23 protein-coding genes and 1 tRNA gene are annotated in these 23,514 nt (G+C 71.3%); 13 read left to right on the top strand and 11 right to left on the bottom strand.

Annotation, left to right across the window (positions count from 1 at the left end; all coding sequences use genetic code 11):
* Nucleotides 1–303: 303 nt before the first annotated feature.
* Complete coding sequence (locus ACIBI4_RS32280; RefSeq protein WP_399207735.1) at nt 304–930, bottom strand: hypothetical protein; 627 nt, start codon at nt 928–930, stop codon at nt 304–306.
* Between the two features lie 86 nt (nt 931–1,016).
* Nucleotides 1,017–1,694: a bifunctional DNA primase/polymerase gene (locus tag ACIBI4_RS32285; protein WP_399207736.1), complete on the bottom strand. Its 678-nt coding sequence runs from the start codon at nt 1,692–1,694 to the stop codon at nt 1,017–1,019.
* Between the two features lie 432 nt (nt 1,695–2,126).
* Here ACIBI4_RS32285 and ACIBI4_RS32290 point away from each other — a divergent pair, with 432 nt between their 5' ends.
* The 4 genes from ACIBI4_RS32290 to ACIBI4_RS32305 all read left to right on the top strand — a co-directional run bounded on the left by ACIBI4_RS32290 (nt 2,127) and on the right by ACIBI4_RS32305 (nt 7,455).
* The gene (locus ACIBI4_RS32290) at nt 2,127–3,641 is read left to right on the top strand and encodes a PP2C family protein-serine/threonine phosphatase (RefSeq protein ID WP_399207737.1); all 1,515 of its coding nucleotides are present in this window, start codon (nt 2,127–2,129) and stop codon (nt 3,639–3,641) included.
* Between the two features lie 106 nt (nt 3,642–3,747).
* Nucleotides 3,748–5,247, top strand: a complete 1,500-nt coding sequence (locus ACIBI4_RS32295; protein ID WP_399207738.1) for an aminopeptidase P family protein — start codon at nt 3,748–3,750, stop codon at nt 5,245–5,247.
* 66 nt (nt 5,248–5,313) lie between these two features.
* A complete protein-coding gene (locus ACIBI4_RS32300; RefSeq protein ID WP_399207739.1) occupies nt 5,314–6,738 on the top strand; it encodes a PLP-dependent aminotransferase family protein in 1,425 nt (474 codons plus the stop codon).
* Nucleotides 6,739–6,924: 186 nt separating this feature from the next.
* A complete protein-coding gene (locus ACIBI4_RS32305) occupies nt 6,925–7,455 on the top strand; it encodes a heme-binding protein (RefSeq protein ID WP_399207740.1) in 531 nt (176 codons plus the stop codon).
* An 87-nt stretch (nt 7,456–7,542) separates the two neighbouring features.
* Here the strand turns inward: ACIBI4_RS32305 and ACIBI4_RS32310 are convergent, their stop codons facing one another.
* The gene (locus ACIBI4_RS32310) at nt 7,543–7,992 is read right to left on the bottom strand and encodes an ATP-binding protein (protein ID WP_399207741.1); all 450 of its coding nucleotides are present in this window, start codon (nt 7,990–7,992) and stop codon (nt 7,543–7,545) included.
* A 228-nt stretch (nt 7,993–8,220) separates the two neighbouring features.
* Between ACIBI4_RS32310 and ACIBI4_RS32315 the strand changes: the two genes are divergently transcribed.
* From ACIBI4_RS32315 to efeB, 6 genes are all read left to right on the top strand, one after another.
* Nucleotides 8,221–8,895 (top strand): hypothetical protein, encoded by a 675-nt coding sequence (locus ACIBI4_RS32315; RefSeq protein ID WP_399207742.1) that lies wholly within the window; start codon nt 8,221–8,223, stop codon nt 8,893–8,895.
* Between the two features lie 114 nt (nt 8,896–9,009).
* A complete protein-coding gene (locus ACIBI4_RS32320) occupies nt 9,010–9,747 on the top strand; it encodes a YcnI family protein (protein ID WP_399207743.1) in 738 nt (245 codons plus the stop codon).
* Nucleotides 9,748–9,768: 21 nt separating this feature from the next.
* Nucleotides 9,769–10,434, top strand: a complete 666-nt coding sequence (locus ACIBI4_RS32325; RefSeq protein WP_399207745.1) for an SCO family protein — start codon at nt 9,769–9,771, stop codon at nt 10,432–10,434.
* Nucleotides 10,431–10,889 carry a copper chaperone PCu(A)C gene (locus tag ACIBI4_RS32330; protein WP_399207747.1) on the top strand — a complete coding sequence of 153 codons (459 nt, stop codon included), beginning with the start codon at nt 10,431–10,433 and terminating at the stop codon, nt 10,887–10,889. The genes ACIBI4_RS32325 and ACIBI4_RS32330 overlap by 4 nt, the downstream gene beginning before the upstream one ends.
* A gap of 19 nt (nt 10,890–10,908) precedes the next feature.
* Nucleotides 10,909–12,840: a copper resistance CopC/CopD family protein gene (locus ACIBI4_RS32335; RefSeq protein WP_399207749.1), complete on the top strand. Its 1,932-nt coding sequence runs from the start codon at nt 10,909–10,911 to the stop codon at nt 12,838–12,840.
* Between the two features lie 69 nt (nt 12,841–12,909).
* Entirely contained in the window at nt 12,910–14,214 is a 1,305-nt protein-coding gene (gene efeB, locus ACIBI4_RS32340; protein WP_399207750.1) for an iron uptake transporter deferrochelatase/peroxidase subunit, read from the top strand.
* 436 nt (nt 14,215–14,650) lie between these two features.
* On the opposite strand, the gene pheA is transcribed toward efeB, so the two are convergent.
* Entirely contained in the window at nt 14,651–15,586 is a 936-nt protein-coding gene (pheA, locus tag ACIBI4_RS32345) for a prephenate dehydratase (RefSeq protein ID WP_399207751.1), read from the bottom strand.
* A gap of 82 nt (nt 15,587–15,668) precedes the next feature.
* Between pheA and serS the strand changes: the two genes are divergently transcribed.
* Genes serS through ACIBI4_RS32360 form a run of 3 tightly spaced genes read left to right on the top strand, consistent with a single transcriptional unit; the run spans nt 15,669 to nt 18,151 of the window.
* Entirely contained in the window at nt 15,669–16,946 is a 1,278-nt protein-coding gene (gene serS / locus ACIBI4_RS32350) for a serine--tRNA ligase (protein WP_399207752.1), read from the top strand.
* On the top strand, nt 16,943–17,767 hold the full coding sequence (locus ACIBI4_RS32355) for an HAD family hydrolase (RefSeq protein ID WP_399207753.1): 825 nt from the start codon (nt 16,943–16,945) through the stop codon (nt 17,765–17,767). The genes serS and ACIBI4_RS32355 overlap by 4 nt, the downstream gene beginning before the upstream one ends.
* 36 nt (nt 17,768–17,803) lie before the next feature.
* A complete protein-coding gene (locus ACIBI4_RS32360) occupies nt 17,804–18,151 on the top strand; it encodes a DUF488 domain-containing protein (protein WP_399207754.1) in 348 nt (115 codons plus the stop codon).
* A 28-nt stretch (nt 18,152–18,179) separates the two neighbouring features.
* On the opposite strand, the gene ACIBI4_RS32365 is transcribed toward ACIBI4_RS32360, so the two are convergent.
* From ACIBI4_RS32365 to ACIBI4_RS32395, 7 genes are all read right to left on the bottom strand, one after another.
* Nucleotides 18,180–18,286 (bottom strand) — tRNA-OTHER (locus ACIBI4_RS32365).
* Between the two features lie 213 nt (nt 18,287–18,499).
* Nucleotides 18,500–19,174, bottom strand: a complete 675-nt coding sequence (locus ACIBI4_RS32370; RefSeq protein WP_399207755.1) for a rhomboid-like protein — start codon at nt 19,172–19,174, stop codon at nt 18,500–18,502.
* A gap of 47 nt (nt 19,175–19,221) precedes the next feature.
* The gene (locus ACIBI4_RS32375) at nt 19,222–19,881 is read right to left on the bottom strand and encodes an NADPH-dependent F420 reductase (protein WP_399207781.1); all 660 of its coding nucleotides are present in this window, start codon (nt 19,879–19,881) and stop codon (nt 19,222–19,224) included.
* An 81-nt stretch (nt 19,882–19,962) separates the two neighbouring features.
* Entirely contained in the window at nt 19,963–20,682 is a 720-nt protein-coding gene (locus tag ACIBI4_RS32380; RefSeq protein ID WP_399207756.1) for an ABC transporter permease subunit, read from the bottom strand.
* A 14-nt stretch (nt 20,683–20,696) separates the two neighbouring features.
* Nucleotides 20,697–21,608 (bottom strand): ABC transporter ATP-binding protein, encoded by a 912-nt coding sequence (locus ACIBI4_RS32385; protein WP_399207757.1) that lies wholly within the window; start codon nt 21,606–21,608, stop codon nt 20,697–20,699.
* Between the two features lie 4 nt (nt 21,609–21,612).
* The gene (locus ACIBI4_RS32390; RefSeq protein ID WP_399207758.1) at nt 21,613–22,518 is read right to left on the bottom strand and encodes an ABC transporter permease; all 906 of its coding nucleotides are present in this window, start codon (nt 22,516–22,518) and stop codon (nt 21,613–21,615) included.
* Nucleotides 22,518–23,486, bottom strand: a complete 969-nt coding sequence (locus tag ACIBI4_RS32395) for an ABC transporter ATP-binding protein (RefSeq protein WP_399207759.1) — start codon at nt 23,484–23,486, stop codon at nt 22,518–22,520. The genes ACIBI4_RS32390 and ACIBI4_RS32395 overlap by 1 nt, the downstream gene beginning before the upstream one ends.
* Nucleotides 23,487–23,514: the final 28 nt, after the last annotated feature.

The following is a 23,514-nucleotide window of genomic DNA, read 5'->3' on the forward strand; positions in this document are numbered from 1 at the left end:
CGGCCGGTCAGTTCGCGCGGGGCCGCCGAGTGGCCCCGCGCCGCTCACCGAATGATCGAAAAGCGCCATTCAAGATCGATTCGGCGCACAGGAAAGCCATAGAAATGGTATGAGACCGGTCACAACTCCCGGCCTTCACCGGTAAATCCCCAGCGGATTGGCCGATACGGGCCGAGACCGAATTTGCGAACGGCAGATCTTAGGTTACCGTTCAAGTAGCCCGGTTGCTGGTGCATCCCCCGTCGCCAGCAACCGGGCCTTTCCATGCCCGCACCCGCGGCGCCACGGCACCCGCCCGCCGGATCAACTGTCCGGTCCTGCCGCCTCGTTGCCCCCGGCCGCGTCGCCCCCGGGATTGCTCCCCGAGCGCAGCACCATCGCCTCGCCCGCCGCGAACTCCGCCACCGCCGAGTACCCCTCGGGCCCGCCCGCGGTCGGCTCCCGCGGCGTCTCGCACGCGCCCGGCTCATCGCCCGCGCCGACGCTGCAGTGCATCTGCACGGTGCGCCCGTCCGGCCCCATCAGCGTGAGCACCGACTGCAGTTCCGAGCCCGTGGCGTTGCGGTAGTAGGTCCGCGCCCAGGTGTCCTCGCCCTGGCTGAGCACACAGGTCTGTGCCTCGACACCCTCGGGCGAGGCGAGTTCGGGACCGCACCGCGCGGCGGTCGCCAGACCGAGGCCGGTGAGCAGAGCGGGCGCCTTGCCGTCACCCGTCTTACCGTCACCCGTCCTGCCGTCACCCGTCCTGCCGTCACCCGCGTTGTCCGCCGGGGGTGCCTCCTGCTCGACGGGTTCCTCGACCCGTCCGGCCCCTGGTCCCCGTACGGCCGAATCCCCCGGCCCCGCGGTCGCACCCGCCAGCGGCAGCGCGACAGCGAGCACCACGACGGCGATGAGCGCGGACAGACGTGCTCGCTGCAAGGGACCCACCTGCTCAACTGAACCAGGAACCAACGGAGGTGAGCCGAACATAGCGACGGGCGAGGGGGGCGGGGCGCCACGCGCGCCGGGGCCGCCTAGAACTCGGGCGCGCTCACACCCGTATGAGTGAGCGTGTCGACCAGGACGTCGAGCAGCGCCTCGATGTCCGGCAGCCACGGCGTCGCCGAGCCGGGCAGCGGCGCGCGCTCCCAGCGGACCTCGCCCTGACCGGTCTCCGAGGGCGGCAGGACGACATAGCCGCCGCTGCCGTGGAAGCGGAGCGAGCCGGGGACGTGGTCCTTGGCGTAGAGCAGTTCGCCGAGGTGCGGCATCGAGTACGGCGCGACGAGCAGCGACCAGCGGTCGGGGGTCGCGACGACAGGGCCGACGCGGACGCCGAGCCGGTCGAGCACCGCGAGCGAACGGGCCGCGGCGATGGCCGGCAGGCTCACCGCGCTGGGACCCGGACCGCCCGTGGCCAGCACGATCGGCGCCGTGGGCCGGTTCGTCCACCACCAGCGGACCATCCGCTCGTCGCTGGTCGCGGCGAGGAGGCCGGGGTCGAGGGGGTGGCCGCCCGGGGTCGCACAGTCGGGCTCGGGGCATGAGCATTGCGGCGATCCGGTCTGCCGCGGGCCCGCTCCGGGGACCACCGGCCACTGCCAGCTGCCCGCGAATGTCAGGGCCGCACCGATCTGATCAGGCCTCCCACCGGATCGCTCACCGGATCGCTTCGACAGGAGCCTGCGTCGCCTTCCGAGGATCTCGCGCATGAGCGCTCGTTCCTTTCCGTTGAAAACGCAGAGACACTACCGACACTGCGGGCCGCTTCGGACCACTTGGAACCACTTCGAACATTGCGGACACTTGAGTCACGCTTGGAGCTCGGACTGCACTGCGATGCATCCATTACAACCATGGCGATGGGTGGCGCGCCCTGGCGCGCACCGCCATGAAGCCGGCCGGTACGTGGCCGTCGCTCTCTAAGACGTAGAGGTCCGTCGTCTGGTTCAGGAGCGGCGTCAACTCCCGCCGCGCTCAATCCAGTACGTACCCGTTACGCCGATCCTGACGCTCTGAGCGAGCGGTTTGTGCGGCTCCATGGGACCGCAATACCCGATAGGACAGGGCTGTTTTCTGCCAAGTTCTCATTTCGTCACGGTCGCCCCGTACACCTCCTGGACACCAGGAATACTCGCTGGACAATGCTGGACATCCCCAGACCACTGAGTGTAGATGTGGAGCTATTGCTGGCGGCGCAGAATGACATGGGGGTTTGCGATGCTAAAGGGCAATATGCACCAGGCGGAATACCGTCGGATCAGCGCGCCATGAACGCCCCGCACCTTCCGAAAGTGGCCGGAATCGATCCCAGCTCTTCCTCGGTTCCCGCCCCCGCGCACACTGCGGCGCCCGACTGCGCCCCTACGCCCGCCACCCCGGCGGCCGTGATCCAGGACCGGCTCGCGGGCTGGGTCTCCGACCTCACCACGCTCCATGAGCTCACCGAACGGCTGACCCGCACCACGACCCTCGAGGACGGACTGCGCGAGCTCCTTCGCGCCGGGGCCGCCCTCGTCGGCGCGCGCCGCGGTTTCGTCGTCCTCGAACCCGCCGACGGGCTCGGCCCCGACACCCTGACCGGTCTCGGCCTCGGCCGCGCCGATCTCGGGCAGATCGAGACCGTGCCGCGCCAGGGCACCTGCTACGGCCGGCTGCTCGACGGCACCCTCGCGCCCGAATCCGGCCAGGGCGGCATCGCACAGCCGGATCTGCTCGCCGACGAACACCTCGACCCCCGCCACCGCGCGGTCGCCGCGCAGCTCGGATTCGCGGCGAGCTACGCGATGCCGCTGGGCTGCGAGGGCGGCCGGCTCGGCGCCGCCGTCTGGCTGTACGACGAGCCGGCGGAGCCCGTCGAGCGGCAGCGGCATCTGATCGGGCTCTACGCGCGGTACGCGAGCGAGCACCTGGCCCGCCTCGTCGAGCTGGAGCGGGCCCGTACGACCACGGCCACGATCGCCGAGGAGCTGCTGCCGAGCCGGCTGCCCCGGGTCGCCGGGGTGCAGCTCGCCGCCCGGCACCGCACCGGGCCGCGCGGCGGCGGCGACTGGTTCGACGCGCTGCCGCTGCCGGAGGGCGCGCTGGGGCTCGCCGTCGGGTCGGTGACCGGGTCCGGGCCGAGCGCCGTCGCCGCGATGGGGCGGCTGCGGGCGTCCCTGCGGGCGTACGCGGTGATGGAGGGCGAGGACCCCGTCGCCGTCCTGTCCGACCTGGAGCTGCTGCTCCGGCTCACCGAACCGGCCCGCAGCGCCACCGCCCTCTTCGCGTACTGCGAACCGCGCCGGCGCACCATCGTGCTCGCCGGGGCCGGGCACTCCCCGCCGCTGATCATCGGGGAGCGGCGCACCGAGTTCGTCGAGACCTCGCTGTCCGCGCCGCTCGGGATGCTGAGCTGCTGGGAGGCGCCCAGCGTGGACCTCTCGCCGGATCCCGGCGAAACCGTGCTGCTCTACACGGACGGGCTGCTGCACCGCACCGGCGACCCGATGGACCGCGCCTTCGCCCGGCTGCACGCGGCGGCGGCGAGCGTCCCGAAGGCGCTGCGGGACGATCCCGGGGCCATCGCGGACCACGTCCTGCGGACCGTACTGCCCGACGGTCTGGACGAGGCGGACAGCAATGAGGACGTCGTGCTGCTGGCGGCGCGCTTCGAGTGAGGCCGCCGCCCGGCCGGAACCCATGGGGCGCAATGCCCCAAGCATCCCTTTCGCGTGACGTTCGCCATGGTCGCGAGGCCGTGGAGCGCTTTCGTACGGCCATACGATGGAAGGCGGTCCAAGTCACAACGAGGAGGCACCCGTGGCCGACGAGCTCGACGCCGTACCCGGCGAAGAAGCAGCAGCCGACAAGCCCATCAAGCAGCGGAAGAACGGCCTGTACCCGGGCGTCTCCGACGAGCTGGCCGAGAGCATGCGCTCCGGCTGGGCGGACACCGAGCTGACCGATCTGGAGCCGATCGCCCAGGCCGGGCACACCGCCCGGCGCCGTGCCGCGCTGTCCGCGGCGTTCCCGGGCGAGCGTCTGGTGATCCCCGCGGGCAAGCTCAGGACGCGGTCGAACGACACCGAGTACAGCTTCCGCGCCTCCACCGAGTACGCGTACCTGACCGGCAACCAGACGGAGGACGGCGTCCTCGTCCTTGAGCCGGCCGAGGGCGGCCACGAGGCCACGCTGTACCTGCTGCCGCGCTCCGACCGCGAGAACGGCGAGTTCTGGCTGGACGGCCAGGGCGAGCTGTGGGTCGGCCGCCGCCACTCCCTGACCGAGGCCGGGACGCTGTACGGCATCCCCGCCTCCGACGTCCGCAAGCTCGCCGAGGCGCTCGCCGAGTCGACCGGCCCGACCCGCGTGGTCCGCGGGCACGACGCCGGGATCGAGGCGGCGCTGACCGACAAGGTCACCGCCGAGCGCGACGAGGAGCTGCGGGTCTTCCTGTCCGAGGCGCGCCTGGTGAAGGACGCGTTCGAGGTCGCGCAGCTCGAGCAGGCCTGCGCCTCGACCGCGCGCGGCTTCGAGGACGTCGTCAAGGTCCTGGACAAGGCCGAGGCGACCTCCGAGCGCTACATCGAGGGCACGTTCTTCCTGCGCGCCCGCGTCGAGGGCAACGACATCGGCTACGGCTCGATCTGCGCCGCGGGCCCGCACGCCACGACCCTGCACTGGGTGCGCAACAACGGCGAGGTCCGCTCCGGCGACCTGCTGCTGCTCGACGCCGGCGTGGAGACCAACGAGCTCTACACCGCGGACGTGACCCGTACGCTGCCGATCAACGGCCGCTACTCCGAGCTGCAGAAGAAGATCTACGACGCGGTGTACGAGGCCCAGGAGGCCGGGATCGCCGCGGTGAAGCCGGGCGCGAACTACCGCGACTTCCACGACGCCGCGCAGCGCGTGCTCGCCGAGAAGCTCGTCGAGTGGGGTCTGCTCGAAGGCACCGTGGAGCGGGTCCTCGAGCTCGGACTGCAGCGCCGCTTCACGCTGCACGGCACCGGTCACATGCTCGGCATGGACGTCCACGACTGCGCGGCCGCCCGCCGCGAGACGTACGTGGACTGCACGCTGGAGCCGGGCATGTGCCTCACGGTCGAGCCCGGTCTGTACTTCCAGGCCGACGACCTGACCGTGCCCGAGGAGTACCGCGGCATCGGCGTCCGGATCGAGGACGACATCCTCGTCACCGAGGACGGCAACCGGAACCTCTCGGACGCGCTGCCGCGCACGAGTGACGAGGTCGAGGCCTGGATGGCTTCGCTCAAGGGCTGATTCCGTACGCAGTACGGGAAGGGGCGGTGCGCGGCTGCGTACCGCCCCTTCCGTATGTTCGGGTGCATGGCGGACAGCTGGGCCGAGCAGGCCGCGGGGATCGGCGCCGATCTGCATCTGGAGCTCGGCGCCGGGGGCAGCAGGCGCGCGGCACTGATCCGTGCGCTGCGCGCCGCCGTGCGCGAGGGGCGGCTGCGGCCGGGGCAGAAGCTGCCGCCGTACCGTTCGCTCGCCGCGGACCTCGGGCTCACCCGCAACACGGTCGCGAGCGCGTACGCCGAACTGGTCGCCGAGGGCTGGCTGACCGCGCGGCAGGGGTCGGGGACGCGGGTGGCGTCGCGGGCCGTGCCCGGTGGGAGCGGCGCCGTCCCGCCCGCGCGGGTGCCGCGCAAAGTGGTGCACGATCTCGGGCAGGGCATGCCCGACGCCGGTTCCTTCCCGCGCACGGCATGGGCGTCCGCGTCCCGCCGCGCACTGCTGGCCGCACCCAACGAGGCCTTCGGGCCCGGCGATCCGCGCGGGCGGCCCGAGCTGCGCGCGGCGCTCGCCGAGTACCTGGGGCGGGTGCGGGGCGTGCGGACCTCGCCCGAGCTGATCGTCGTCTGCTCCGGGTTCGCGCACGGGCTGCGGCTGCTGTTCGGTGGCGTGGGCGGCTCGGGGCGCGGCGTGCTGCGCGGCCCTCTGGCCGTCGAGGCGTACGGGCTCGGCTTCCACCGCGCCCTGCTTGCCGCCGCCTCCGTCCGCACCGTGCCGGTCGAGGTCGACCGACAGGGCGCCCGGATCGAGGAGTTGACGTCCGGCGCGCGGCACATGCTGCTCACCCCGGCGCACCAGTTCCCGACCGGCGGGCCGCTGGCGCCCGGGCGGCGGGCGGCCGCGGTGGACTGGGCGCGGCGCCGCGGCGGGCTCGTCCTGGAGGACGACTACGACGGGGAGTTCCGCTACGACCGCGAACCGGTGGGCGCCGTCCAGGGACTCGACCCCGAGCGCGTCATCTACCTCGGCTCGGTGAGCAAGAGCCTGTCGCCCGCGGTACGGCTCGGCTGGATGGTGCTGCCCGGGCATCTCGTCGACGAGGTGCTCGCGGTCAAGGGCGAACGGGAGGCGTGGGCGAGCGCGCTCGACCAGCTGACGCTCGCGGAGTTCCTCACATCCGGGGCGTACGACCGGCATGTGCGCCGGATGCGGCAGCGCTACCGGGGGCGGCGTGACCGGCTGCTCGGCGCGCTGGCCGAGCGGGCGCCGCGGGTGTCCGTGGCGGGCATCGCGGCCGGACTGCACGTGGTGCTGCGGCTGCCGCCCGGCACGGAGAAGAGCGTGCTGCACAAGGCGTCCCGGGCCGGGATCGCCCTCGACGGCCTCTCGGCCTTCCGGCATCCGGACGCACCCGGGCCCGCTCCCGACGGCCTCGTCGTGGGGTACGCGGCGTCACCCGAGCACGCGTACGAGGCGGCGGTGGAGGCGCTTTGTTCGGTGCTTGCGCAGGGGTGACCGGGTGGGGTGGGCGGGACGGGTGGGCTGAGACGCGGACCCGCAGCCCATCCGGCCTCGGTTCTCGTCGCTCGATCGACTGATCCCCGCGGGCGATCATCCGACCGGCGGCTGAATCCGGCGGGGCGGCGCCGACGATGCACGGCGAGCGAGGTGAACGATTCGCCTCCCGTCGCAAGGAGCGTCATGTCCACTCGAACCACCGTCTGCGCCCTGCTGCTCGCCGCGGCCGCCACGGTCTCCTCGGTACTGCCCGCGGCGGCCTCCGACACCCCGCCCGCCGCCGGCGCATCGGCCACCTCGCCGTCCTGGATGTACCGCGACAGCCATGTCTCGGCGCCCGCCGCGCTCAAGATCGCCCAGCGCACGCTGGCGGCCGCGAAGGCCGCGGGCCAGCGGGTCAGCGTCGCGATCGTGGACCGCAACGGCACGGTCATCGCGCAGGTCCGCGGGGACGGCGCCGGACCGCTGACCATGGAGTCCGCGGTCCGCAAGGCCGCGACCGCCGCGCACTTCTGCACGCCGACCTCGGTGCTCGCCGAGCGGCTCGCCACCAACCCGGGCCTGCGCGACCTGCCCGGTTCGCTCTTCCTCGGCGGCGGTGTGCCCGTCCCGGGCGAGCCGACGTGTCTCGCCGGCATCGGCGTCGGCGGGGCGCCGAGCGGCGACCAGGACGAGGCCTTCGCCCGGGCGGGCCTGTCCGCGCTCGGCAAGTAGCCGGCCACCCCTCGGAATCCGGCCACCCCTCGGAATCCCCCCGCGCCCCGGTCCACAACGGCCGGGGCGCTCGGCTCCGCGCTCGGCTCAGGCCGGCACGCGCGGTGCGCCCTCACGCCACTTGAGGACCTTGTCGAAACTGACCACCGCGCCACCCCGGTTGGCGAAGGACACATGGTCGGCGAGCTCCTCGATCAGATCGAGGCCGCGCCCGTACTCCTGGGCCACGGGGGCGGGCTTGCGCGCCACGGGGCGGCGGACCGCCGCGGGCGGGAAGCCAGGGCCCGAGTCGGCCACCTCGATCCGGCACTTCTCACCGTCCAGATAGGCGGTGACCCGGTACTCGTCCTGCGCGGTGCGGTGGGCGGCGGCGCCGTGCTCCACCGCGTTGGCACAGGCCTCGGTGAGTGCCACGGACAGGTCGTACGAGACATCGGGGTCGACGCCCGCGGTGTCCATCTCGCCCAGCAGATGCCGCCGGGCGTACGGAACGCTGGCAGCCTCCCGCCGCAAGTGGAGTGACCACCAAAGGCTCATGGCTCTGGCCTCCTGGCTGCGGCTCGGCATACGGATACGTATTGCCGCCTACGGCCGTGCGCAATCGCCCAGTTGACGTGATCCCGCCCATACGGCGGATGTCGCGGATACAGCACCGGGTGTAAGGGAACCACCGGGAAGCGGTTCGGAGCGTGCAGAACGGAGCGTTCCGGACCTTGCGGACCTGCCGTACGGAGGGGCGGAGCCCAGTGCGATGATGAGCCGGTCATGACTGCCCCCCACCCGCAGGCACCGCGGCCGGGAACGGAGTTCCGGCTGCTGAGGGCCGTGGCGTTCGCCACGGTCTGTGTCGCGTTGTCCGCGGGGGGCCATGTTCTCGCCTCGCACGGCGCCGTACCCCTGTGGTCGCTCGCCCTCGGGTTCCTGCTCTCGCTCACGGCCGCCGTGCCGTTCGCCGGGCGGGCGCGTTCCTCGGCGGTGATCAGCGGGGCGCTCGCGGTGGGCCAGCTCGGGCTGCACTGCCTGTTCGGCTACGGGCAGCTGGTGGCGGCCGCGCCGCACGCCGAGCACCTGACGGGCGCGAGCGCGGACCAGGCGGAGCACGCGGGGCTGCTGCCCGACCTTCCGATGCTGACCGGCCACCTGCTGGCCGCACTCGCCCTCGGCCGGCTGCTGCGCCTCGGCGACCTCGCGGTGACGCGGCTCGTCGACCTGTCGGTGCACGGCGCCGAAGGGGTCGCACAGGGAGCGCTCGTCCGCGCGCTGCGCGCCGCGCTGTCTCTCGTACGGGCCCTGCACAGCGGGCTGCCCGGAGTCCCGGCGCCCGCCCTCACCACCCACCGGACCACGCCGGACGCCCCGGCGAGGCCCCGTGTCACCGCACTCGCGCACACGGTGATCCGGCGCGGACCGCCCGCGGCGGCGTTCGTCCCCGCCGCCTGACGCGCGCCTGCTGCACCACCGAGGCAGAAGGTGTCGCGCGGCGTTCGCGCGCGGCCGTACTGCGGCCGACGCGCTTCCCGACACCTGTCATCCCTGCCGAGTGGAGTTTCCGCCATGAAGATCACCCGTGTTCTGACCGCGTCCGCCGTCGCCGCCGGTTCCGTCGTCCTGCTCTCCGGCACCGCCTTCGCGCACGTCTCCGTGCAGCCGCAGGGCGAGGCCGCCAAGGGCTCGTACGCCACCGTCAACTTCAAGGTGCCCAACGAGTCCGACGAGGCGTCGACCGTGAAGCTCGAGGTCAGCTTCCCCACCGACCAGCCGCTGGCGTCCGTGATGCCGCAGCCCGTGCCCGGCTGGGACATCAAGGTCACCAAGGCCAAGCTGGACAAGCCGATCGAAATGCACGGCAACAAGATCGACGAGGCCGTCTCCAAGGTCACCTGGACCGCGGACGACGAGGGCATCGAGCCCGGCACGTTCCAGCAGTTCCCGCTGTCGCTCGGCCAGCTGCCCGAGGACGCCGACCAGATGGTGTTCAAGGCGCTGCAGACCTACAGCGACAAGGAAGTCGTGCGCTGGATCGAGGAGCCGGTCAAGGGCGGCGAGGAGCCGGAGAAGCCGGCGCCCGTCCTCAAGCTGACCGACGGCGGCGACGGCCACGGCGGCGCGGCCTCCGCCGACAAGGCCTCCAGCACCGACGACAAGGCGGGCCACGCCGAGGAGACCGCCGCCGCCGACACCAGCGACGGCACGGCCCGCGTGCTCGGCGTCGTGGGCATCCTGGTGGGTGCCGCGGGCGTCGCGTTCGGCGTCCTGGCCGGACGCCGCCGGACCACCCCGAGCTCCAACTGACCCCCTTTGGGACCATTCACCATGCGCACCAAGCACCTTGCCGCCGTCGCCCTGCTCGCCGCCGCCTCGTTCACGCTCACCGCGTGCGGCAGCGGGGGTGACGGCGGCGACACGCCCGCCGCCGTGTCGGAGCAGTCCGAGGACAAGGCGGCCACCGTCATCGACCAGCCCTTCGAGAAGCCGGACATGGTCCTCACGGACACCGACGGCAAGGAGTTCGATCTGCGCGAGCAGACGAAGGGCAAGCCGACGCTCCTCTACTTCGGCTACACGCACTGCCCGGACGTCTGTCCGCTGGCCATGAGCAATCTCGCGGTCGCCAAGAAGGAGCTGGAGAAGAAGCTCCCGAAGGCCGAGCTCGCCGAGCTGAAGGTCATCATGGTCTCCACCGACCCGGAACGGGACACCCCCGAGCACCTGGGCAAGTGGATGAAGTCGCAGGACCCGTCCTTCATCGGTCTGACCGGCGACTTCCCGACCGTCCAGGCCAGCGCCCGCACGCTCGGCATCACCATCGAGCCGCCGGTCAAGGAGAAGGACGGCTCGATCACGTCGACGCACGGCAAGCAGGTCGTCGCGTTCTCGCCGAAGACCGACGCGGGGTACGTCCTCTACAACGCAGAGGAAGCCACCGCGGACGACTACGCCAAGGACCTCCCGAAGATCATGAAGGGGGCCAAGCCGTGAGGCGCCGCACCACCGACCTCGCCTGCGCGATAGCCGTCGGCACCGCACTCGCGCTCACCGGCTGTTCGTCGGACGCCGGGGACTCCGCTCCCCGGTTGAGCGTGCGCGACGGGTTCATCCCGAAGCCCGCGCTCAAGGACATGGCGGGCGGCTTCCTGACCATCGTCAACAAGGGCGGCGCGGACAAGCTGGTCTCGATCAGCAGCCCGCTCGCCGAGGAGACGATCGGGCACCGCACCGTCGGCCAGAAGATGCAGCAGGTCAAGTCCTTCGACATCCCGGCGAACGGCGAGCTCGACTTCGAGCGCGGCGGCAACCACCTGATGTTCATGAAGCTCGACCATCTGCCGAAGGTCGGCGACAAGGTCGAGGTGGAACTGCGCTTCGAGAAGTCGGACCCGCTGACGGCCGAACTCGAGGTCAAGGAAGCCACGTACAACCCGAAGAACAGCTGAGAGAAGGGGACCGCAAGCCATGCTGCCCACCGCCCCTCGCACGCGCGCGACCCGCCATCCGCTCGTGCAGTTCCTGCTGCTGTTCGTGGCCGTCGCCGGAGCGCTGCTCGCCGGCGCCGCACCGGCCTCGGCCCACGCGGCGCTCACCGGGACCGATCCCGGGCAGGGGTCGGTGGTGCAGCAGGCCCCCGAGAAAGTGACGCTGCACTTCTCCGAGAAGGTCGCGATGTCGGCCGACTCGGTGCGGGTGCTCGACCCCAAGGGCAAGCGGGTCGACACCGGCGAGATCAAGGACGTCAGCAGCGGCAGTACCGCTTCGTACGAGAAGCGCCTGGTCGCCGGGCTGCCCGACGGCACGTTCACCGTGGCCTGGAAGGCCGTCTCCACCGACAGCCACCCGGTCTCGGGCGCGTTCAGCTTCTCGATCGGCGCGCCCTCCGACACCTCCGTCGAACTCTCCGGGCAGGAGGCCGGCGGCGGCGCGGTCGGTGTCCTGTACGGCATCGCGCGCTACGTCTCGTACGCGGCCTTCGTACTGATGGCGGGCGGCGCGGCCTTCGTGCTGATCTGCTGGCCGAAGGGCGCGACGGCCCGTCCGCTGCAGCGCCTTGTCGCGTACGGCTGGGTCGGACTGACCGCGGCCACGCTCGCGCTGCTGATGCTGCGCGGCCCGTACCAGGACGGCGGGAAGCTCTCCGACGTCTTCGACCTCGGATCGATCGGCGCGGTCCTGGAGACCAAGACCGGCGCCGCGCTCGTCTCCCGTCTGCTGCTCCTCGCGGCCGCGGCGCTGTTCATCGCTGTCCTCTTCGGGGCGTACGCGAAGCGCGAGGACGAGAAGGAGAAGCGGGACCTGACCTTCGGTCTCGCGATCGGCGGCTCCGTGGTCGCGGCGGGCATCGCCTCGACGTGGGCGCTCGCCGAGCACGCGTCCAGCGGCATCCAGACGGGGATCGCGATGCCCGTCGACGTCGTGCACCTGCTCGCCGTGGCCACCTGGCTCGGCGGTCTGACGGCGCTGCTCGTGGCGCTGTTCAAGGTGCCGTCCTTCGACGCGGCGGGAGCGCGCCGCTTCTCCTCGCTCGCGTTCTGGTCGGTGGTCGTCCTCGCGGCGACCGGCATCTACCAGTCGTGGCGGCAGGTCGGCTCGTGGTCGGCGCTGACCGGGACGGCGTACGGGCAGCTGCTGCTCGTCAAGATCGGCCTGATCGTGGTCCTGCTCGGCATCGGCTGGATCTCGCGGCGCTGGACGGCGCGGCTCGCGGAACTGCCCGCGGAGCGCACGGCGACCATCGTCGAGCAGCGGTCCAAGGTGACCGCGGGCGCGGGTGGCTCCGGCAGTTCCTCGGGCACCGGCAGTTCCTCGGGCAAGACGCCGAAGAACCCCAAGCGGGCCGCTCAGCTCGCGCGCCAGCAGGCCGCGGTGGCCGCCGCCCGCGAGAAGCAGCTGCGGGACGCGGACCCGGGCCGTGCGGGACTGCGGCGTTCGGTGCTCGCCGAAGCGGGTGTGGCGGTGGTGCTGCTCGCGGTCACGACCGTGCTCACCTCGACCGAACCCGGGCGGACCGTGGAGGAGTCGGCGGGCGCCGCAGCCCCGGCGGCCGTGAACCAGCCGCTCGACCTCACGCTGCCGTTCGACACCAAGGGCGAGGACGGCAAGGGCAAGGTCCGCATCGACCTGACCCCGGGCCGTACGGGCTCCAACGAGCTGCACGTGTGGGCCACGCGCCCCAACGGCAAGCCCTTCGACCTTCCCGAGGTCAAGGTCTCCTTCACCCTGGAGGCGAAGGACATCGGCCCGCTGCCCGTCACACCCGACCGCATCGTCACCGGACACTGGGCGGCGACCGGGGTGCAGATCCCGATGGGCGGCGAATGGGACCTGTCGGTGACCGTGCGCACCTCGGACATCGACCAGGTGACCGTGCGCAAGAACGTGAAGATCGGCTGAGACGGCATGCGGGACGGCAAGGATGGCGAGATCTTGTCCGAGGTGGGCGGGGTGGCTGAAGTGGGCGGGGTGGCTGAGGCGGCTGAGGCGGCTGAGGCGGCCGGCGCCTCGGAGGCCCGCGCCTCGGAAGCCGGTGCCTCGGAAGCCGCCGAGGGCATCTCGCGGCGTCGGCTCCTCGGCACCGCCGGTGCCGTCGGCGCGGGCGGCCTCGTGCTCGGGGCGGCGGGCGGCGCGGCCGGCTACGCCGTCGCCGCGCCGGACGCGCCGACCGCGCTGAGCAGCCTCGGCGCGACCGAGGTCGCCTGGGGCGGCGCCCACCAGCCCGGCATCCTCACGCCCCTGCAGGCCAAGGGCCACCTCGTCGCGTTCGACCTCGCAGCGGGCGCGGGCCGCAAGGAGGCGGCCGCGCTGCTGCGCCGCTGGTCGGCGACGGCGAAGCGGCTGATGCGGGGCGAGGTCTCGGACGGTGCCACGGCCATCGCCCTGGACGCGGGCCCGTCCTCGCTGACCGTCACTTTCGGCTTCGGCCACAGCTTCTTCGCGCGCACGGGCCTGGAGAAGCAGCGCCCCGACGCGCTCGACCCGCTGCCCCCGTTCTCCTCGGACCGCCTGGACACCAAGCGCTCCGACGGCGACCTGTGGGTGCAGATCGGCGCGGACGACGCACTGGTGGCCTTCGACGCGCTGCGCGCCCTGCAGAAGGACGCGGGCGCGGCGGCCCGGGTGCGCTGGCAGATGAACGGCTTCAACCGCTCGCCCGGCGCGACCGCCACACCCATGACCGCCCGCAATCTGATGGGGCAGGTCGACGGGACCAACAACCCGAAGCCCTCGGAGCCCGACTTCGACGAGCGGATCTTCGTGCCGTCGTCGGGCGACGGTCCGGCGTGGATGGCCGGCGGCTCGTACGCGGTGTTCCGCCGGATCCGGATGCTGCTCGACGACTGGGAGCGGCTGTCGGTCGGCGCCCAGGAGAAGGTGATCGGACGCCGGAAGGCGGACGGCGCTCCGCTGACGGGCGGCACGGAGACCACGGAACCCGATCTGGACAAGGCCGACGCCGACGGCAAGGCCGTCATCCCCGTCGACGCCCACGCCCGGATCTCGCGTCCCGACCAGAACGCCGGGGCGGCGATGCTGCGCCGCCCGTTCTCGTACCACGACGGCATCGCCGCGGACGGCACCCCGGACGCCGGGCTGCTCTTCATCTGCTGGCAGGCCGATCCGCTGCGCGGCTTCACGGCGGTGCAGCGCAAGCTCGACCGCGGTGACGCGCTGTCCGCGTTCATCCGCCACGAGGCGAGCGGACTCTTCGCGGTGCCGGGCGGCCCCGGCAAGGGCGAGTACGTGGGGCAGCGCCTCCTGGAGGCCTGAGCCGCGGTCCTACCTGCGGATTTTCGCTGTCCACAGAAGTTTTCCACAGGGGTACGTCTCGACCTGGGGACAAGTCGACAACAAACCATGACGGGATCGACAAATCACCTCCTGTGGAGCAGATCTGTCCACAGCCGGGCATGTCACCCTTCGTCAGCCTGTTTCCATTGATCAACTCGTTGGAGCGACCCGAACTCACTCGAAAGTATGTGTACGGGTGGTTTGAACCGGGCATCCTGAGGCGTCTTCCGCCTCCGCCTGAACGATCAGTTCCGCAATCCACAGAGCAGAGATCAAGCCTGTGGAAAACTTTCCGAGGCTGTGGACAGCTGTGGATAAGATGGAGCAACTACCGCCCCGCACAAGGGGCTTGAGTCAAATCAGGATGACCGCTTTGCCCCTATGGGGGAGCGCGCCCCACGGCATTGACGGGGGCTTACGCCCGCCCGTCCTGCGCCCGCGTCAGCCAGTCCGAGGCCGAGACGAAGTCGGCGTCCGTCGTGCCGGGACGCAGCGCGCGCACCTCCGAGGGCGCGACACCCGCCCGCGGGTACGAGCCGAGGAAGCGGAGCTTCGGCACGATCCGCCGCAGGCCCATGAGCGCCTCGCCCACCCGGCGGTCCGAGATATGGCCCTCGGCGTCCACGGCGAAGCAGTAGTTGCCGATGCCGGCGCCCGTCGGACGGGACTGGATCAGCATCAGGTTGACCCCGCGCACCGCGAACTCCTGGAGCAGTTCGAGCAGCGCGCCCGGGTGGTCGTCGCCCAGCCAGATCACGACGGAGGTCTTGTCCGCGCCGGTCGGGGCCGCGGGGCGGGCCGGGCGGCCGACGAGCACGAAGCGCGTCTCGGCGTTCTCGGCGTCGTGGATGTCGGTGACCAGGGCTTCCAGGCCGTACGTGGCGGCGGCGAACTCGCCCGCGAAGGCCGCGTCGAACCGGCCCTCCTGCACGAGCCGCGCCCCGTCCGCGTTGGACGCGGCGGACTCCCACAGGGCGTCGGGGAGGTGGGCGCGCAGCCAGTTGCGGACCTGCGGCTGGGCGACCGGGTGCCCGGTGACCGTCTTGATGTCGGAGAGCTTCGTGCCGGGCCGCACGAGCAGCGCGAACGCGATCGGCAGCAGCACCTCGCGGTAGATCATCAGCGGTTCACCGGTGGCGAGCTCGTCGAGGGTGGCGGTGACGCCGCCCTCCACGGAGTTCTCGATCGGGACGAGGGCGGCGGCCGCCTCCCCGCCTCGTACGGCGTCCAGCGCGGCGGGCACCGAGACCATGGGCACGAGCTCACGCGTCGCGGCCTCGGGCAGCGTGCGCAGCGCGGCCTCCGTGAAGGTGCCTTCGGGGCCGAGGTACGTGTAGCGGGTCGCCGACATACGGTCACCCTAATGCGCCGCGCGGACCCCGGCGCCCAATACCGTTCGAGGACGACCCCACCGCACCGGTAGCCTGGGGCGCGTGATTGACCTTCGCCTGCTCCGTGAGGACCCCGACCGTGTCCGCGCTTCCCAGCGCGCCCGTGGTGAGGACGTCGCGCTCGTCGACTCCCTCATCTCCGCCGATGAACGGCGCAGGTCGTCCGGCGTCCGCTTCGACGAACTCCGCGCCGAGCAGAAGGCGATGGGCAAGCTCGTCTCCAAGGCCTCGCCCGAGGAGCGCCAGGAGCTTCTGAAGAAGACCAAGGAGCTGGCCGCCGCGGTCAAGGAGGCCGACGCCGAGCAGGACAAGGCGAAGGCAGAGACCGAGCAGCTGCTGCAGCGCCTGGGCAACCTCGTGCACCCCGGCGTCCCGGTCGGCGGCGAGGAGGACTTCGTCACCCTGGAGACGCACGGCACGATCCGTGACTTCACGGAGGAGGGCTTCGAGCCCAAGGACCACCTGGAGCTCGGCCACATCCTCGGCGCGATCGACGTCGAGCGCGGCGCCAAGGTCTCGGGTTCGCGCTTCTACTTCCTGACCGGTGTGGGCGCCCTCCTGGAGCTGGCCCTGGTCAACGCGGCGATCGCGCAGGCCACCGCGGCCGGCTTCACGCCGATGCTGGTGCCCGCGCTGGTCCGCCCGCAGTCGATGGCCGGTACGGGCTTCCTGGGCCAGGCCGCCGACGACGTGTACCACCTGGACAAGGACGACCTGTACCTCGTCGGTACGTCCGAGGTCGCGCTCGCCGCGTACCACATGGACGAGATCATCGACGCCGACCGGCTGCCGCTGCGCTACGCGGGCTTCTCGCCCTGCTTCCGCCGCGAGGCCGGTTCGCACGGCAAGGACACCCGGGGCATCTTCCGGGTCCACCAGTTCGACAAGGTCGAGATGTTCTCGTACGTCGACCCGGCGGACTCGCAGGCCGAGCACCAGCGTCTCCTGGAGTGGGAGAAGCAGTGGCTGGACTCGCTGGAGCTGCCGTACCGCGTCATCGACGTCGCCACCGGTGACCTCGGCTCGTCCGCGGCCCGCAAGTTCGACTGCGAGGCGTGGATTCCGACGCAGGGCAAGTACCGCGAGCTGACCTCGACCTCGGACTGCACCGAGTTCCAGTCGCGGCGTCTGTCGATCCGTATGCGCGACGGCAAGCAGGTCAAGCCGCTCGCGACGCTCAACGGCACGCTGTGCGCCGTTCCGCGCACCATCGTGGCGATCCTGGAGAACCACCAGCAGGCCGACGGCTCGGTGCGCGTGCCCGAGGTGCTGCGTCCCTATCTCGGCGGCCGCGAGGTCCTGGAGCCGGTCGCCAAGTGAGCTCAGCACAGCAGGGCGAGGGCTTCCCGTACAAGCTGGTCGCGACCGACCTGGACGGCACGCTGCTGCGTGACGACCACACGGTCTCGCAGCGCACGAGGGACGCCCTCGCGGCGGCCACCGAGGCCGGTGCGGCGCACATCGTCGTCACCGGCCGTGCGGTGCCCTGGACCCGGCACATCCTCGACGACCTCGGGTACGAGGGACTCGCGGTGTGCGGTCAGGGCGCGCAGGTGTACCACGCGGGTGAGCACCGGCTGCTGACCTCCGTCACGCTCGACCGTCAGCTGGCCGGTCTCGCGCTCGCCAAGATCGAGGCCGAGGTCGGCCCGCTGTCGCTGGCCGCGAGCCGTGACGGTGTGGACGGTGACGTCCTGATCGGCCCCGGCTACCAGGCCCAGGAGGGCCCGCTGCCGTACGTGCCGATCAAGGACGCGTCGGAGCTGTGGTCGACGCCGCTCAACAAGGTGTACGTGCAGCATCCGCGGCTCACCGACGACGAGCTGTGGGCCGTGGCGCATCGCGTCGCGGGCGAGCTGGTCGGGGTGACGATGGCCGGGGCGGGCATCGTGGAGCTCCTGCCGCTCGGTCTGTCGAAGGCCACGGGCCTCGCCATCGCGGCCCGCCGCCTCGGCGTGAAGGCCGCGGACACGATCGCGTTCGGCGACATGCCCAACGACATCCCGATGTTCGGCTGGGCGGCGCACGGTGTGGCGATGGCCAACGCGCACGACGAGCTGAAGGCGGTCGCGGACGAGGTGACGCTCTCCAACGAGGAGGACGGCATCGCGGTGGTCCTGGAGCGGTTGCTCACCGCTTGAGGTGTGGGCGCGGGGCTGCGGCCTTACGGTCGACGCATGACAGTCCGTGCGAGCCGTATCTACGAGGCCCCCACCCCCTCCGACGGCCGCCGGGTCCTGGTGGACCGGTTGTGGCCCCGCGGTGTCGCGAAGGCCGACGCCCATATCGACGTATGGCCCAAGGACCTCACGCCGTCGACGGAGCTCCGCAAGTGGTTCCACTCGGGTGCGGGCACGTTCGAGGAGTTCTCCCGGCGCTACGAGGCGGAGCTGGCGGAGCCGGAGGCGGCGGCCGCGCTGGACGAGCTGCGCACACAGGTGGCCGAGGGCCCGGTGACGCTGCTGACCGCGGCGAAGGATGTCGGCCACAGTCATGTGGCCGTGTTGCTGCGGGTGTTGGGCTGAGCGCCCCCACTGCGCTGAGCACTTTTACTGGCGGAGGATGCGCGGATCGAACGCGCGCGGGGGTGAACCCCGACTACGACTCGCTCTGAATTGAACACAGTGCAAACCGCTGCCTTACCACTCGGCCAATCCTCCGGGAGGGGCGGCCCGTGCGGCATGGCGCACGAGAAAGCCGCCCCGGGCTGTTCACAGGGCGGCTGCCACGGAGCGCGGTGAACTACTCCGGAGCCGGTGCCTGCGGACTGCCCTGTCGGGAGCTCGACGAGCTCGAGATGGACATCGTCGTGCTCCTCTCCCAGCGGGTGGCGCGCCGACGGCGCGGCGCGGTGGACAACTCCACTGTGCCCGTCAACGCCCGTACCGCGCCAGTGAATTATTGGCCGCGCTGCGACCACGTGTGACCGGCCAGAAGGCGAAACCGATCGCCAGCGCGATCGCGTGGCCCAGGTCCGTGAACGTGGCGTCCGCGGCCAGGGGGATGGCGAAGAAGGCGATGACCGCGGCCGCGTAGAGATATTTCCAGCGGCCGGGCAGGAGGTAGGTGAGGAGGCCGGCCGAGGCGGCGAGGCCGTAGGAGACGCCGATGTCGACGACATGGATCAGGTGGCGCGGGGCGTCGTGGTGCTGGATCTGGTGGAGGACCACCTTCTGGCTGATCAAAGTCGCCGCGATGTGCGCCGTCGCGACGACAAGGAGCCAGCGCAGGGTGCCCACGGCACGCTCCACGCGGGCGTGGAACAGCTCGAAGAGCACCACGTACATCGGGAGCGAACCGGGGTTCTCGATCCAGAAGGCGCTGAGCAGCAGGGACTGGACGGGATGCTCGTTCAGCTGGACCAGGTTGCTGCTGTTGCGGTGCAGCAGATACGTCTCGTACGGGTCCGTGGCGAAGACGATCACGAGGCTCGTACAGAAGATGACCAGGAGCCATACGTGCGTGCCCGGTGCGGAGCGCACCCAGCTCCGTACCGGTCTGGACGGTTCGGGCGAGCGCTCCGGCGCGGGGGCGGACGGCTCGGTCACCCCTTGATCATCACCTGTGGGTGCCCGGAGCGCTTCCCGGCGGCGGCTCAGGCCACCGGTTTCACCAGCTGGAAGTTGAACGTGTAGTTCTGCAGGGCGTCGCCGACCGCCATGAACAGCAGCGCGAAGTGTTCCTGGCCGCGGGCCGTGGTGATGCCGCCCAGGTCGAGCTGGTCCTCGGGGGCCCAGCCGAGGTCTTCGAGGAAGGCGCCGACGGTCGCCTTCGCGGCCGCGTCGTCGCCCGAGAGGAAGATCGTGGTGGGCGTGGCGAAGGTCTTGAGGGGCTGGGCCATCGCCTCGTGGTCGATGGTGCACAGCGATTTGACGACGTGGGTGGCGGGCAGGGCGGCCTGCAGTTTCTCGCCGAGGCTGGAGTTCGGGTGGGCGAGGCCGAGCTCGGCGGTGAGATCCACGCCGATGTCGAGCAGCACCTTGCCGTCGAGTGCGGCGGCGAGGGCGGTGAGGGTGGGCAGGGAGGCGTTGCTGGTCAGGGCGTTGACGACAAGGTCGGCGCCGGCGGCCGCGTCCGCCAGGGGCAGGGCGGGGTGCCCCAGGTCCGTACGGGTGTCGGGGGTGCGTGAGCCGAAGACGACGTCGTGTCCCGCCGCTGCCGCGCCGGCGGCGATCGCCTTGCCCACATGGCCTGTTCCGAGGATTCCGATACGCATGGCAGTGACGCTACGGGCGGGGGCGCACGGAAAGATCAGGCGACGGAACGGCTCCGGGACCTACGTAAGTCGTAGGTCCCGGAGCCTGGTTGGGGACGAGGGTGAGAGTGAGGAGCGCGCTCAGTCCTCGCCCGCCAGCGTCAGCGTGCGCAGCTTCTGGCCCGCGTACCAGGTCGCGAGGCCCGTGACCGCGGCGAGGAGGACGACCGCGGCAGGCAGGCCCACGTCGGACTTCACCAGGTCGCTGCCCGCGACCTTCTCGGCGAGGGCGAGCGCCCACTGCTGGACGGACAGGGTGCGGGCGCCGGCGACGAGGGAGCCGAAGAGGGCCTCCCAGACCAGGGCGTAGACGAGGCCGAAGACCACCGCGTGCTTGGTGAGGGTGCCGAGCAGCAGGAAGAGCGCGGCGTACGCGATCGAGGCGACGAGGGCCGCGATGGTGTACGCGACCGCCACCTGCTGGCCGTTGCCGTTGAGGATCATGCCCGCGATGAACGTGGGGATGGCCGAGAAGGCCATGGTCACGCCGATCGCGACGATCAGCTTCGTGAAGATGATCGTGGGGCGCTTGACCGGCTTGGAGAGGAGGTAGACGACGGAGCCGTCGTCGATCTCCGGGCCGATCGCCCCCGTACCGGCGATGACGCCGATGAGCGGCACCATCGTGGCGAGCGCGAAACCGCCCAGGAGGTCCGCGGCGACCTGGTCGTCGGCGCCGGTGAGCGCCCGTACCGCCACCGAGATGGCGATGAGCAGGACCGGCAGGAGGAAGAGGATGAGCGCGCGGCGGCGGCCGAGGAGAGCACGGTAGGTGAGCCGGGCGACGGTGGGGTTGTACATGGGTCGGGCTCCCTTCAGGCCGTGACGAGGTAGGAGAAGACGGATTCGAGCGACTCGTCGGAGGGCGAGACGGTGAGCAGCCGGATGCCCTGGTCGCGGGCGACCCGCGGCAGCAGTTCGGTGAAGCGGCCGAAGTCGACGGCCTGGATGAGCAGCGCACCCTCGGCGAGGTCGACCTCGATGCCCGCCGTGGACGGGTCGGCGATGAGGGCGGCGGCCAGCTTGCGGTCGTTGCTGGAACGGACCGTGTAGCGGTGCGGGCGGTCGGTCATGAGGCGGCGGATCCGGCGGAAGTCGCCGCTGGCCGCGTGGCGTCCGGCCACGATCACCTCGATGTGCGCGGCGAGCTGCTCGACCTCTTCGAGGATGTGCGAGGAGAACAGGACCGTACGGCCCTCGGCTCCCATCCTGCGCAGCAGGTCCATGAGGTGCATGCGCTGGCGCGGGTCCATGCCGTTGAACGGCTCGTCGAGCAGCAGCACCGACGGGTCGTGGACCAGGGCGGAGGCCATCTTGACGCGCTGGCGCATGCCCTTGGAGTACGTGGCGATCTTGCGGTCCTGCGCGTACTCCATCTCGACCGTGGCGAGGGCCAGTTCGGCGGCCTTCTTGCCGAGGCCGTGCAACTCCGCGTTGGCGAGCACGAATTCCCAGCCGGTGAGGAAGTCGTACATCGCCTCCCGCTCGGGGACGAGGCCGATCTCCTTGTAGATCTCCTCGTTCTTCCAGATCGGGCGGCCGTCGAGCGTGACCGATCCGGTGGAGGGCGACAGGAAGCCGCCCATCATGTTGATCAGGGTGGACTTGCCGGCGCCGTTGGGGCCGAGCAGTCCGGTGACGCCCGGGCCGATGGTCATGGTGACGTCGTTGACGGCGACGACATTGCCGAACCAGCGGCTGACGTGGTCGATTTCGATGGTGGCCATGGTTCTACAGCCCGGCCTTTCGGTAGCGGCGCATCAGGGCTCCGTACGAGCCGGCGATCAGCGCGAGGACGGCCAGGAGGTAGACGAGGCCGAGTCCGGTGCCGGGGCCGTGTTCGCCCGGGAACGCGGAGGTCGCGCCGAGGAACGCGGTCTGGACGCCGTCGATCAGGGTGATCGGCGAGAACAGGCCGAGCCATTCGACCGCGTCCCAGGAGCCCTGGGCGTCCGCGATGGCCTGGACGGTGGAGACCGCGCCGTACGAGATCATCAGGACGGCGATCACCGCGGCGACACCGAAGCCGCGGCGCGGCGTGAGCGCGGCCATCACCAGGCCGATGCCGGCGAAGAGCAGGGAGAGCAGTAGCACGGAGACCAACCCCTGTGCGAACCCCTTGGTCTGGTCCGAGAAGTCCATCTTGGCGAGCAGGGAACCGGCGTACATGATGATCAGCGGGACGCCGGTGAGGATCAGGAGTGCCGTGGCCATGGCGGCGAACTTGGCGACCACGTAGTCGACCCGTTCGATCGGCCGGGAGAAGTACAGCGGCACTGTCTTGAAACGCAGGTCGCGCGAGACCGACTGCGGCGCCTGGGCGGCCAGGAAGAGGCCGATGACCGCCTGTGTGACGATCGCGTAGCGCGTGTACTCGATCGGCAGCTTCGACGCGTCGGTGGCGACGGCCACCGCGACCATGATCGCGGCGGGCACGCACATGACGGCCGCCAGGATCATCGGTGTGACCTTGGACTTCGCGCTGCGCCCGAGGCCGTACGCGCCGCGCAGGGACTGCGAGTAGAGCGAGCGGCGGGCGTAGGCGCGGCCGAGGCGGGCGCCGTCGTAGTGCCGGTAGCCGATGTTGTGGATCTGCGTCTGCGCCGCGCTCTGCGGCGCGGAGTTCGAGGTGCTCATCAGGCCGGAACCTCCGCCGTGTTGTGCGCGGGCTCGTCCTGGAACACCTCGGCGATGTGGTGCCTGCGCTGTTCCATGCGGACGAGGCCGATGCCGAGATCCGCGACGGTGTCCCGCACGAGGTCGTACGTCTCCTCGCCGGTCGCCTCGATCAGGAGGATGTGCCCCGCGCCGGGCAGGCCGTCCTCCAGGCTCTCGTGCACCGTGACGTCCTTGGCGCGCAGGGCCGTGCGCAGCGCCTCCGTACCGTCCGGGTGGGTGTCGCTGTCGGTGACCTCCACGGCGACGGTGCCCATGGTCTGGGTGAAGTCGCTGGTGGAGCTGGAGCGGAGCAGCTTTCCGCCGTCGATGACGACGACGTGGTCGCAGGTGCGCTCCAGCTCGCCGAGCAGGTGGCTCGTCACGAGGACGGAGATGCCGAAGTCCGTGTGGACGCGGCGGATCAGGCCGAGCATCTCGTCCCGGCCGACGGGGTCGAGGCCGTTGGTGGGCTCGTCGAGGAAGACCACGTCCGGGTCGTGCACGAGCGCCTGGGCCAGCTTGACCCGCTGCTTCATGCCCGTGGAGTAGCCGCCGATGGGGCGGTAGCGCTCCTCGTAGAGGCCGACGTGGCGGAGGGTGTCCGCCGTGCGCTCGCGCGCCGCGGCGGGCGGCAGCCCCGACATCCGGGCCATGTGGACGACGAACTCGGTGGCCGAGACGTCCGGCGGCAGGCAGTCGTGCTCGGGCATGTACCCGACCCGCTCGCGGATCTCGCCCCCCTTGGTCGCGACGTCCAGACCGAGCACTTCGGCACGGCCCTCGGTGGCGGGGGACAGACCAAGAAGAATCTTGATCAACGTGGACTTGCCGGCTCCGTTGGCACCGACGAGTCCGGTCACACCCGGGCCGATGTCCATGGAGAGCCGGTCAAGAGCGGTCACCCTGGGGAACCGCTTGCTCAGGCTTTCGGTCGCGATCACAGTCACGGTTCGACGGTAGTGGCGCGCATCACGC

The sequence above is a fragment of the Streptomyces sp. NPDC050418 genome, from assembly GCF_044458745.1.
Taxonomy (GTDB): Bacteria; Actinomycetota; Actinomycetes; order Streptomycetales; family Streptomycetaceae; genus Streptomyces.